Raw genomic sequence first — 12,311 nt, 5'->3', positions numbered from 1 at the left:
CCGGAGTCGTCAATACACCACTTCCAGCGGCTCGACGTGACGCCACAAGTACCAGCTGGCCACGCTGCGCCATGGCCGCCAGCGCTCGCCCAGCTCGCGCAGAGCGGCGGGGGTTGGCCGAAGCCCGTCCAGGTACAGCCCGGACACCGCACGCTGCAGGCCGATGTCGTCGATTGCCCAGACATCGGGCCGCGCCAGATGGAAGATCAGGAACATTTCCGCCGTCCAGCGGCCGATGCCGCGTACGGCAACCAGCTCCCGGATGATGTCCTCGTCGCCGAGCGCCGGGAACGACTGCGGGTCGATACGGCCATCGGCAAAATGCCGAGCCAGATCCTGCACGTAGTCGGCCTTGCGCGCCGACAGGCCGGCTTGTCGCAGGGCATCGACCGACGCGGCCAGGATGCTGTCCGGGCTGTCGCAGCGGACCATTGCCGACAGCCGGCTCCAGATGGCGTCGGCGGCCTTCAGCGAAATCTGCTGGCCGACAATGGCCCGCAGCAAGGTTTCGAAGGGTTGTCCGCGCGTCACCAGCCGTGAGCCAGGAAAGCGTGCGATCAGCCCGGCCATGACCGGATCGGCTTCGGCCAACCCTTCGCAAGCGGCCTGCCACTCGGCCGGCGTCATGCCCCCCTGGCCTGCCACCATCATCGACTCGATCAGGATGGAGCCCACGTGTTTGGCCCCGCGCACCAGCACGTCGTCGCCGATGCCCACCACCTGCCGGAGCATGTCGCGCAGATTGCCGGCGATGGTGATCTCCTCCACGGCATGGGCAATGACGCCGTTCTCCACCCAAAAGCCCGCGGCGCCCCGCGAGTAATCGCCGGTCAGCGTATTCACGCCGTGACCGAGCAATTCGGTGACCAGCAGACCGGTTCCCATCTTGCTCAGCAAATCGTCGAAGCTGTCGCCGGTGGAATGCACGATGAGATTGTGCGGCCCGCCGGCATTACCGGTGGTTTCCATGCCGAGCTTGCGCGCCGAATAGCTGCTGAGCATGTAGCCCTTCAGTACGCCGTTGTCCACCAGCCGGCGGGCGCAGGTTTCCACTCCCTCGCTGTCGAAGGGGCTGCTGCCGAAGCCGCGCAGCAGGAAGGGATCTTCATCGATCACCACGCAAGGCGAACACACCGGTTTGCCGAGGCTGTCGAGCAGGAAGCTCGACTTGCGATAGAGCGCACCGCCACTGATGGCGGACACCAGATGGCCGATCAGTGACGCCGCCACCGGCGCCTCAAACAGCACCGGATACTGGCCCGTCGTGATACGGCGGGCATTGAGGCGGCGTACCGTGCGTTCGCCGGCGCGGGCGCCGACCTGCATCGCGCTCTCCAGATCCTCGCGGTGGCGAGCGGCACTGTACCAATAGTCGCGCTGCATCGACTGGCCTTCGCTCGCGACCACCGCCGCCGACAGGCTGTGGCGCGACGACGGGAAGCCCCCGACAAAGCCATGGCTGTTGGCATAGATGAACTGGCTTTGCTGGGTGGAGACCGTGGCGCCTTCCGAATTGCTGATGCGGCTATCCACGGCCCGCGCCGCCTGCTCGCACTCGCGCGCGAGTTCGATCGCCTCGGCCACCGGCAAGGCCCACGGATGGTACAGCGCCAGATCGGGGAAGTCGGTGGCGAGCAAGGATGGCTCGGCCAGGCCGGCGCAATCGTCCGCAGCGGTGAAACGGGCGATGTTGACGGCAGCGCCGACCGTATCGGCCAGGGCCGTCGCGGTGAAATCGGAGGTGCTGGCGTGGCCCTTTTTCTGGCCGAAATACACCGTGACATCGACACCCTTGTCCTGATTGTATTCGATGGTTTCCACCTCACCGAGGCGGACGCTCACCGATTGCCCCGTGCCTTCGGAAATGTCCACCTCGCAGGCGGTTGCGCCCTGCTGGCGCGCCAGTTCCAGCACCTGTGCGGCAAGGCTTTCGAGGTGACTGCGGGTATAGCTGAAAGTGGTATCAGACATAGACTCTTTCACTGTTATCGGACGGCCGGATCAAGAACCGCCGGTCTAGGCTTTTCCGGTATCATACCAGCCTTGAAATATGAAGAGCTCGACAACGATGACCGATTACTTGAACGATAGTGCGGATCAGGAATTCAGCAAAACCCGCCGCAAGAAAGAAATGATCGCCCTGCAGGAGTTGGGTGAGGAATTGCTGCAACTCTCAAACGACCGCCTCAAGCAGATGACCCTGCCGGAAAACTTGGTGGAAGCCATTCGCGAATACAAGCGCATCTCTTCCCACGGCGCACGCAACCGCCAGGAGCAATACATCGGCAAGCTGATGCGCGATATCGATCCCGAACCGATCCGCCAGCAACTGGCGGTGATCCGCGGCGAATCGGCCGAACATACCGGCTGGCTGCACCTCCTGGAGCGCTGGCGCGAGCGCCTGATGAGCGATGACAAGATGCTCGCCAGCTTTATTGCGGACTATCCTGAAAGTGACGCTCAGTACTTGCGCACGCTGATCCGCAACGCGCGCAAGGAACAACAGGACAACAAGCCGCCGAAATCCTTCCGGCTGCTGTTCCAGGCGCTCAAGGAAATCATCCCGGAACCGGGCAAGCCTACCGGGCAGCAAACCGAGGAACACGAAGAATGACACTGAAAATCGGCCTGGTTTCCATCTCCGACCGCGCCAGCCAGGGCGTGTACGAGGACAAGGGGATTCCGGCACTGCAGGAGTGGTTCACCAGCGCCCTGAGCAGCCCGTTCACTACGCTGACCCGGCTGATTCCGGATGAGCAGCCGGTGATCGAAGCCACGCTGAGCGCACTGGTCGACGACGAAGGCTGCCAGCTGGTGCTGACCACCGGCGGCACCGGCCCGGCACTGCGCGACGTCACTCCCGAAGCGACCCTGGCGGTGGCGGACCGCGTGATGCCCGGCTTTGGCGAACAGATGCGCCAGATCAGCCTGAAATTTGTGCCGACCGCCATTCTGTCGCGCCAGGTGGGGGTGATCCGCAAGCAGTCGCTGATCCTCAACCTGCCGGGCCAGCCCAAGGCCATCAAGGAGACGCTCGAGGGCCTGCGGGACAGCGAAGGTAGCGTCATCGTGCCGGGCATTTTCGCAGCCGTGCCCTACTGCCTCGACCTGATCGGCGGCCCTTACGTAGAGACGCAGGAGGCGGTGGTCAAGGCTTTCCGCCCCAAATCCGCGCAGAAACCGGTGCCGTAATGCACTACCAGGCCCCCCTCTGGCTCAAGGGTGGCCACGCCCAGACGGTGTGGCCGGCCCTGTTCATCCATCTGCCGCGCCCGTCGTACCGGCGCGAAGTATGGAGCACGCCGGATGGGGGCGAGATCGCCGTCGACTGCATCGACGGTGATGGCGACGCCCCCTTGGTGGTGCTGTTCCATGGGCTGGAGGGCGACAGCGACAGCCATTACGCGAAGGCGCTGATGCTGGAGGTGCAGGCTCGCGGGTGGCATGGCGCCGTGCCGCACTTTCGCGGCTGCGGCGGCATCAGCAACACCCTGCGCCGCGCCTACCACGCTGGCGATTCGGCCGAGATCGGCTGGATCCTGCAAAGGTTGGCCGAAAGCCACGCCGTGGTGCTCACCGCCGGCGTCTCGATCGGCGGCAACATGCTGCTGAAGTACCTGGGCGAACATGGCCGCCGCGCCCTGCCGCTCGCCGCCGCCGCCATCTCGGTTCCGGTGGACCTCGCCGCCGCCAGCGCACAGCTCGACCACGGCCTCGGCAAGGTGATCTACACCCGCATGTTCATGGCCACCCTCAAGCCCAAGGCGCGCGAGCAGCTTGCCCTCCACCCCGGCCTCTTCGACGCCTACAAGCTGGACCGCGCCAAGACCTTCCGCGAATTCGACAACCTTGTCACGGCACCAATACATGGGTACCGTGATGCCTTTGATTACTGGGACCGCGCCAGCAGCAAGCCCTTCCTGAGCCGGATCGAAACCCCGACCCTGGTGCTGAACGCCAAGAACGACCCCTTCCTTCCTCCCAGCGCCCTGCCCCTGCCGCAGGATACCAGCCGCTGGGTGACGCTGGAACAGCCGGAAGAAGGGGGGCACGTCGGCTTTCCCACCGGGCGCTTCCCCGGCCAGCTCGACTGGCTGCCCAAGCGCCTGCTGGCCTACTTCGACCAACAGCTCGCCGCCGGTCCGACGCCCTAACCGAGAGATTGCCATCACGATGTCCGACATCCTGAAGACCATCATAGCCACCAAGCACATCGAAGTGGCCGACTGCCTGAAAACCCGTTCCCTTGCGGACGTCCGCGCCGACGCCGAAGCGCGCCGCGACGATCGCCGCGACTTTGTGGCCGCGATTCGCGCCAAGCATGCGGCCGGACAGGCTGCCGTCATCGCCGAAGCCAAAAAGGCCAGCCCGAGCAAGGGCGTGATCCGTGCCGACTTCGACCCCGCCGCCATCGCCAGAAGCTACGCCGATCACGGCGCGGCCTGCCTGTCGGTGCTGACCGACCGCCAATACTTCCAGGGCAGTGCCGAGTATCTACAGGCTGCCCGCGCCGCCTGCGCACTGCCGGTGCTGCGCAAGGACTTCATGGTTGGCGAGTACCAGATTTACGAAGCGCGCGCGATGGCCGCCGACTGCATCCTGCTGATTGCCGCGGCGCTGTCGTTGTCCGAGATGCGAGCCTTTGAAGCGCTGGCCCTGGAGCTGGGCATGGCGGTACTGGTGGAAGTGCACGACGAGGCCGAGCTGGAACTGGCGTTGCAACTGACTACCCCGCTGATCGGCGTCAACAACCGCAACCTGCGCACCTTCGAGGTCAGCCTCGACAACACCCTGAAGCTGCTGCCACGCATCGGCAAAGACCGCATCGCGGTGACCGAGAGCGGCATCCGTAGCACCGAAGACGTACGACTGATGCGCGACCACGGCGTGCACAGCTTCCTGGTCGGCGAGGCCTTCATGCGAGAGCCGGACCCAGGCCTGGCGCTGGAGCAGCTGTTCCGCGATTAAAGCGCCCTGACCTCGGCCATCTTCGGCCAACGTGTTACCCTATGGGCGACCGTTGGCCGCACCCCACCCCCGACGATAAAGGACGCCCTGACCTGTCACCCGGCAGTGCCGGCCCCCACCGCCACGGCCGCTGTCCACAACGGTAGTTTTACCGCTACCATTGCTTGGAACAGCTTTCACGACAAATGCAAACTAGCGTAAACTTGCCACGCAGTGGCATTCAAATTTCATAAAGCGTCACCCTCATGTTCGATTTCAAATCTCTAGTCAGCTCCCTGCTGAGCAAAGACTCCCCGGAAAGCGACATCCTGCCTTCCGCTACAGTCCTTGTCAGAGATCTGCCGCAAACCGAATACTTCACTGCGACCGTCGAAATCATCAAGGCAGTGGCCAAGATCAGCGCCGACGTCAAGATGTCGCTGAAGGAGCGGGTGCGCACCCTGCTGTACATCGATGAAAAGGCCCACAGCATCCAGCGCCGCCTGCGTAACGATTACCTGGATCAGAAGCCCGGCAGCAAGAACTACCTCCCGACTATCCTCGCCTACTGGCACGAGCTGGCCAATGCCTATCACATCTGCGTGCGCCTGGCCGAGAAATCCAACGGTTCCTCGCTCGACGACGAGCTGGCCCTGGCAACGCTGCGCGGCTTGAATTACCAGAAGCAGCTCGTCACCTGGAGCGCCATGCGCTACCTGAAGCCGGAGGCGACGGTGTGGCAGCAGGCCTACCGGTTCTACCAGTACGCGGAAGCGCATGACTTTTCCCGCACGCCGATGCGGCTGTTCGAGGACCACCCCTGGGAAGTCAGTTGCGAAACCGTATTGATACACGCCTGCATGATGCACTTGGCACAGACCGACAATATGCAGCAGACGGAAATCCTCGCGACCGACCGGCTGCTGAATCTCCTGTGTCAGCCCTTGAAACTCGATTTTCAGCCGCAACCGAAGCGCACCGTATTCCTCGTCAACCTGACCTTGCCGGAACCTCCCCGCCGCATGCTGCGCGGCATGGCCGGCAAGGACTGCCGCTACTGGAACACCGAACAGGTGACCCAAAAGCTGGCCGACCTGATGTTCGATCTGGACCAGCGCCTCCCCTCCGCGCTGGCCAATTTCGGGCTGGGACTCACCCAGAAGGACTGGTCAACGATTTGCGAAAAACTGGCGGTGCGCTGGTCCGACGATGGCGGGAAATCCCACCGCAAGGCCGAGCGCTCGCCCAAGCTGGAGTCGGCCACGGTCGACATCGGCTTCGAGCGCATCGCCTACCTGACCAAGGTCCAGGACGATGATCGCGCGGCCCCGCCCGAGAATGACGATTGGCGCATTACCGATTACAGCGCCACCGGATTGGGCCTGACCTACCTTGGCAAGAGTGTCGACGAGCTGGCACTGGGCCGACTGATCCGGGTCTGCTCGCTGTCGCATTCGGACGCCCTGGGCATCATTCGCCGCCTGTCCCGCCACAAGAACGGCACCCTGGTCGGTGTGGAAATCCTCGGCACCCAGCCCGCCGGCATCACCCTGATCGAGCCCGACAGCCCGGACAGCACCCCGGCCAGCGCTCTCTACATCACCCAGCTGAACTCTACCAAGAGCCAGCGCTGGTTCCTGATTCCCAAGGCACTCGCCGAACCTGGACGGGAACTGCATCTGGTCGCACAGGGCAAGACCTACAAGATACGGCTGAAATCCCCCAGCCAGGAGTTGCAGGAGTGCACCCACATCGAATTCGACACGCTGGCCAAACTCGAATAGCCATCGTCTCAATAAAAAACGCCAGCCCCTTGTGCTGGCGTTTTTCTTTGCGTGCATGCGGCTCAGAACACTTCCAGGATACCCGCCGCGCCCATGCCGGTCCCGATGCACATTGTCACCATGCCGTAGCCTTTCAGCCCCTGGTCACGCATGCCATGAACCAGCGTCGCAGTCCGGATGGCACCGGTCGCCCCCAGGGGGTGGCCCAGCGCAATGGCACCTCCGTGCGGGTTGACACGCACCGTATCCAGCTCGAGATCCCGGATGACCGCCAGCGCCTGGGCGGCGAACGCCTCGTTCAGCTCGATCCACTTGAGCTCCTCCTGCCCGATGCCAGCCTGGCGGCAAGCCGCCGGAATGGCCTCTTTCGGGCCGATCCCCATGATGGCCGGCGGCACGCCCTTGACCGCGAACGTCACATAGCGGCCGAGCGGGGTAAGGTTGAATTCCTTCAGCACCTTTTCCGATACCAAGATCACCGCGCCGGCACCGTCGGACATCTGCGAGCTGTTGCCCGCCGTCACCGAGCCCTTGGCGTCGAACACCGTTTTCAGCTTGGCCAGGCCTTCCGGCGAGGTATCGCGTCGCGGTCCTTCGTCGGTGTCCAGCATGCGGGTCTTGCTGATCACTTCGCCGGTTTCCAGGTTCGGCGTACGGTAGGTCACTTCCAGCGGGCTAATTTCATTCTTGAACTTGCCGCCGTCAATCGCTGCGATGGCGCGGCGGTGAGACTCCACCGCAAAGGCATCCTGGTCCTCACGCGACACATTCCACTGCTGCGCCACTTTCTCGGCGGTCAGCCCCATGCCGTAGGCGATGGCATAGTTCTCGTCCTTGGCGAAAATGGCCGGGTTCAGCGACACCTTGTTGCCCATCATCGGCACCATCGACATCGACTCGGCACCGGCGGCGATCACCACGTCGGCCTCACCCATGCGGATACGGTCGGCCGCGATCTGCACCGCATTGATGCCCGACGAGCAGTAACGGTTGACGGTAATGCCGCCCACGGTGTCCGGCAGGCCGGCCAGCAACACGCCGATGCGCGCCATATTCAGACCCTGCTCGGCCTCCGGGAAGGCGCAGCCCACCACGCAGTCGGAAATCCGGTTCGGGTCCAGCGTCGGCACCTGGGCCAGCGCGCCGGTGATGACGTGAGCCAGCATGTCGTCCGGACGGACGTGGCGCATCATGCCGCGTGGCGCCTTGCCGACCGGGGTGCGCGTTACCGCGACGATGTAAGCTTCCTGTACTTGTTTAACCATGTTTGCAATTCTCCTGAGAGCAGACTGGACAAGCTCTCAACCTTGCCAGTCTGCCGGTATTCTGGCTGCCGTCCGAGCTTGTGGAAGAATCCGTCGCGAGCGGGCCGAGGTCAAAGTGAGGAACGCAGCTGTACAAGTGGTACAGCGAGTACCGCAGCTTGGCGATCGGCACGCGCGGCAGGATTATTCCCAAGCGATCAGTTGCGCAGCGGCTTGCCGGTCGTCAGCATATTGGCGATGCGATCCTGGGTCTTGGAATTCTTCAAGAGCTTCATGAAGGCCTTACGCTCCAGGTCGAGAATCCATTGTTCGTCGACTTCGGTGCCGGCCTCGAGATCGCCGCCGGTCATCACGTCGGCAATCAGCGAAGCGATGGTAAAGTCGTGCTCGCTGATGAAGTGCCCCTCCAGCATGTTGACCAGTTGCCCCTTGATCGACGCCGCACCGCTCCGGCCGGCCACCGCAAAACGCTTGATCTTGAGCGGCGGACGGTAGCCCGCTTCGGCCAAGGCCAGCGCCTGCTGCTTGGCCACGTAGAGCAGTTCGTAGGCGTTGAACACCACGCAGTCGCTCTTGCGGAGGAAGCCGATCTCTTGCGCCTCGAGCGCGCTGGTGGCGACTTTGGCGGTCGCAATCGCCATGAAGTAATCCTTCAGCGCCGCCAGCACATCCCCACTGGCCTCCTGGGAGGCCCGCAGGGCAAACTCCTTGCAACCGCCGCCGCCCGGCAGCAGGCCGACACCCACCTCGACCAGACCGATGTACGACTCCAGCGCGGCCACCACGCGGTCGCAGTGCATGACGAACTCGCAGCCGCCGCCGAAGGCGTAGCCCTGGGTTGCCGCAATGGTCGGAATCTGGCTGTAGCGCAGGCGCATGGAAGTGGCCTGGAAGCGGTTGACGATGCCGTCGATACTGTCCCAATCACCCATCATGAACGCCGGCAGCATCGACTGCAGATCGGCCCCGGCCGAGAACGGCTCTTCGGTCTGCCAGAGCACCAAGCCCTTGAAACGGGCTTCGGCGATATCGATGGCCTGGTTGAGCCCTTCCAGCACGTCCGGGCCGATGGTGTGCGCCTTGGTCTTGAACGACACCACCAGGATGCCGTCACCGGTCGTGAAGGCACGCACGCCGTCGTTCTCGAACACCGTTTCGCCCAACGGTGCCGTTGCCTCACCCAGCAGCTTGGCTGGCGCCAGCTGACGCTGGTACACGTCCAGCGTCGAGCGGCCAAGCAGTCGCGCTCCGGCCGCATCATACGAACCTTGGGCAAAGTGCACGCCGGCGCGATCGGATTCCAGCACCCAGGCCGGAAGGTTGGCCGAAGCCAGCGCCTTGCCGGCTTTGACCTCCTCGTCGATCCACTGCGCCACCTGCTGCCAGCCAGCCGCCTGCCAGGTCTCGAATGGGCCGACACTCCAGCCGAAGCCCCAGCGAATGGCAAAGTCCACGTCGCGCGCGCAGTTGGCGATGTCGCCCAAGTGGAAGCCGATGTAATGGAATACGTCGCGGAAGCAGGCCCACAGGAACTGCGCCTGCGGATGGCTGCTGGCACGCAGCTTGCGGAATTTCTCCGCCGGGTCGGCGATCTTGAGGATGTCCTTGATGGCATCGTCCCCCTTCTCGCCCGCGCCCACGTACTCGCCCTTGAGCGGGTCGAGCACGAACATCTTCTTGCCGTCTTTCTTGTAAATGCCGACCTTGGTCTTGGCGCCCAGCGCACCCGCAGCGATCAACTTCTGCAGCCATTCCGGCGCTTTGAACAAGGGGTGCCACGGGTCGTTGGGCAGGGTGTCCTGCATGGTCTTCACCACGTGGGCAAAGGTATCCAGACCGACCACGTCGGCGGTGCGGAACGTGGCCGATTTCGGCCGTCCCAGGCGCGGACCGGTCAGGTCGTCCACCACGTCGAAGCGGATGCCGAATTTCTCGGCATTAGCGATGGTGGCCAGCATCGAGAACACGCCGATGCGGTTGGCGACGAAGTTCGGCGTATCCTTGGCCCGCACCACCCCCTTGCCCAGCGTGGTGACGAGGAAGCACTCGAGATTGTCGAGCATGGCCGCATCCGAACCCAGGCACGGGATGATTTCGACCAGGTGCATGTAGCGCGGCGGATTGAAGAAATGCACGCCGCAGAAGCGCGCACGCACTTCTTCCGGACAACTTGCCGCCAAGGCATTGATCGACAAGCCGGAGGTATTGGTGGCGAAGATGGTATGCGCCCCCAGATGCGGCGCTACCTTGCGGTACAGATCCCCCTTCCAGTCCATGCGTTCGGCAATGGCCTCGATCACCAGATCGCAGTCTTTCAACAGGGACAGGTCGTCGTCATAGTTGGCCGGCTGGATGTACTGCGCCAGTTCCGCCGCAGCCAGCGGCGACGGCTTGAGCTTCTTCAACCCGTCAATGGCCTTGAGGGCAATGGCATTTTTGTCCCCCTCCTTGGCCGGCAGGTCGAACAGGACCGTCGGCACCTTGGCATTGACCAGGTGGGCGGCAATCTGCGCGCCCATGACGCCGGCGCCGAGCACGGCCACCTTGCGCACAATGAATTTGGTGTGAGACATGGGTTTCCTCGTTGGTTGAACACGGTCGTGAGGCAGGCCCCTCATACCTGCCTTGCCTTGATGCAGCCGGGGCAAGGCCCGGCTCTTGCTTTCACCCTTCTAACGCGTGAGGCGTTTAGAAGTGGTAGTTGTACTGCACGCCGACGATCTGCAGGTTGGTCTTGTATTCGCCCTTGGTTGTTTCGCCGTTGCCGGTGCAGGACGCACCGCCAGCCGGATTGCAGCTGTCGGTATAGTTCATGTTGCCATCCTTGAAGTAGACGTAGCTGTACGCCAGGTCCACCGAGGACTGCTTGTTGAGTTTGTAGTTGGCGCCCACCGAGAACCAGTAGCGGTCGCTGTCCGGCAACGCCGGGTGACGCAGGTTGTCGTTCTTCACCGGGGACTGGTCGTAGGCGACGCCGGTGCGCAGCAGCAAGTTGTCACTGTAGTGATAGTTCATCCCCAGCGACAGCTTGTAGGTGTTCTTCCATTGCTGGTTGATCACCGAGGTCACCCTGCGACACGCCGTTGACGGTGCTCTGCTGGATTCGGATCTCGTTCAGGCGCGAGTGGCGAGTCCAGGTGAGGTCGCCCATCACATCGATCTTGTCGTTCAGCTCGTGAAAGAAGTTGGCCGAAGCGGACTCGGGAGTCACCACTTTGACGGTGGCGTTGGAGTCGGGGTGCTCCATGCCGGCCAACGTTGCAACAGACGTGGAGCCCGGGACAGGCAAACCGGTGAGGATGGCATTGGGAACCGCGCCCGTTACGTTGGAGAAGTCCCAGTCCCATGTCCCCTTTAGGGTGTGGTTCACCTTGGAACGGTAGGCCAAACCGAAGCGGGTACGGTCATCCAGCTTGAACATATAACCGACGTTCCAGCCGAAGCCCCAATCGTCCCCGTTGACCGTGCCGGTGCCGTCGCCACTGATGCCATAACTCGCCAAGGCACCCTGAACAAGCGGACTCGTCGGCGACAGACCCAGACGCTTGGCTGCCAACAAGGCGACCCCCGTCTTGGCGTCCGCCCCCTGCACCAGTTCGGCATCCATGTACTGCGCCGACACGCCGAAGCCGAGGGATTGGCGATCGTCCAGCTTGAAGGAAATGGACGGATTGATGTTGATCGTTTTCATATCAATCTTTTCCAGGCTGTAACGCCCGGCCCAATTGCTGCCGTAATCCAGCTTGGCGCCATACGGTACGAATATCCCCAGACCGATGTGCACCCGGTCGTTGAGCTGGTGGGTCAGATAAAACGACGGCGCCACCACCAAATCCGGCGCGTAGGTGCCGCCATTGCCGCTACCGGTCGATTGACCAAGGTAGTTGGTGGAACCGTGATCGGTATAGGACGAGTCCGGAATGACGAAGGTCAGACCGCCTGCAAACTGGGTCCCTTCGAGCAAGGACATGCCCGCCGGGTTGTAGAACAATACCGAGGCATCCGCGGCTTCGGCGCTGTTGGCGTGAGATGTCCCCTGCGCCGAAACGCTTTGCGAGCCAAAGTGATAGCCCGAAGCCATGGCAGCAGGAACCGGCAGTCCGAACGCCAGTCCCACCATCACGGACAAGCTGAGACTCTTGAGTTTCATGTTATCCCTCTCCTTGTATCTTTTATTTGGCTAGATGCCTCGTGGCGAGATGCACTCATGTGGTGCCTACGCCTCGTCGATACTATTGAGGGCCCCTTGGCTTGTCCAGAAATTTACGATCGTTTGTTCGAAACGAACGTTTGATTCAACATAATGGCAACAGTA

General features: G+C 62.8%; 10 protein-coding genes and 1 pseudogene. 5 read left to right on the top strand and 6 right to left on the bottom strand.

Annotated elements, in window-relative coordinates; all coding sequences use genetic code 11:
• Positions 1-9 precede the first annotated feature (9 nt).
• Both ABKF58_RS12895 and pmbA read right to left on the bottom strand, forming a co-directional pair.
• Complete coding sequence (locus ABKF58_RS12895) at positions 10-570, bottom strand: DNA-3-methyladenine glycosylase family protein (RefSeq protein ID WP_482584373.1); 561 nt, start codon at positions 568-570, stop codon at positions 10-12.
• Between the two features lie 66 nt (positions 571-636).
• Positions 637-1,971, bottom strand: a pseudogene (gene pmbA / locus ABKF58_RS12890) (metalloprotease PmbA); the annotation flags it as partial.
• 97 nt (positions 1,972-2,068) lie between these two features.
• On the opposite strand from pmbA, the gene yjgA reads away from it, so the two are divergent.
• From yjgA to ABKF58_RS12865, 5 genes are all read left to right on the top strand, one after another.
• A complete protein-coding gene (gene yjgA, locus ABKF58_RS12885) occupies positions 2,069-2,614 on the top strand; it encodes a ribosome biogenesis factor YjgA (RefSeq protein WP_085277102.1) in 546 nt (181 codons plus the stop codon).
• Complete coding sequence (mog, locus tag ABKF58_RS12880; protein WP_482581097.1) at positions 2,611-3,192, top strand: molybdopterin adenylyltransferase; 582 nt, start codon at positions 2,611-2,613, stop codon at positions 3,190-3,192. Before yjgA ends, mog begins: the two co-directional genes overlap by 4 nt.
• Positions 3,192-4,154, top strand: coding sequence for a YheT family hydrolase (locus tag ABKF58_RS12875; protein WP_482581095.1), 963 nt, complete (start codon positions 3,192-3,194; stop codon positions 4,152-4,154). The genes mog and ABKF58_RS12875 overlap by 1 nt, the downstream gene beginning before the upstream one ends.
• A gap of 19 nt (positions 4,155-4,173) precedes the next feature.
• Positions 4,174-4,968: an indole-3-glycerol phosphate synthase TrpC gene (gene trpC, locus ABKF58_RS12870; RefSeq protein WP_482581094.1), complete on the top strand. Its 795-nt coding sequence runs from the start codon at positions 4,174-4,176 to the stop codon at positions 4,966-4,968.
• Positions 4,969-5,213: 245 nt separating this feature from the next.
• Entirely contained in the window at positions 5,214-6,731 is a 1,518-nt protein-coding gene (locus ABKF58_RS12865) for a PilZ domain-containing protein (protein ID WP_482581092.1), read from the top strand.
• A gap of 62 nt (positions 6,732-6,793) precedes the next feature.
• Here ABKF58_RS12865 and ABKF58_RS12860 read toward each other — a convergent pair whose 3' ends face one another.
• The 4 genes from ABKF58_RS12860 to ABKF58_RS12845 all read right to left on the bottom strand — a co-directional run bounded on the left by ABKF58_RS12860 (position 6,794) and on the right by ABKF58_RS12845 (position 12,146).
• A complete protein-coding gene (locus tag ABKF58_RS12860; RefSeq protein ID WP_482581091.1) occupies positions 6,794-7,996 on the bottom strand; it encodes an acetyl-CoA C-acyltransferase in 1,203 nt (400 codons plus the stop codon).
• Between the two features lie 197 nt (positions 7,997-8,193).
• The gene (locus ABKF58_RS12855; RefSeq protein WP_482581089.1) at positions 8,194-10,569 is read right to left on the bottom strand and encodes a 3-hydroxyacyl-CoA dehydrogenase/enoyl-CoA hydratase family protein; all 2,376 of its coding nucleotides are present in this window, start codon (positions 10,567-10,569) and stop codon (positions 8,194-8,196) included.
• 115 nt (positions 10,570-10,684) lie between these two features.
• Entirely contained in the window at positions 10,685-11,056 is a 372-nt protein-coding gene (locus tag ABKF58_RS12850; protein ID WP_482581088.1) for an OmpP1/FadL family transporter, read from the bottom strand.
• Positions 10,992-12,146 (bottom strand): OmpP1/FadL family transporter, encoded by a 1,155-nt coding sequence (locus ABKF58_RS12845; RefSeq protein ID WP_482581086.1) that lies wholly within the window; start codon positions 12,144-12,146, stop codon positions 10,992-10,994. Before ABKF58_RS12845 ends, ABKF58_RS12850 begins: the two co-directional genes overlap by 65 nt.
• Positions 12,147-12,311 lie beyond the last annotated feature (165 nt).

This window comes from Pseudogulbenkiania sp. AW2-16, assembly GCF_056824575.1.
This window is presented reverse-complemented; position numbering and strand designations above follow the sequence as displayed.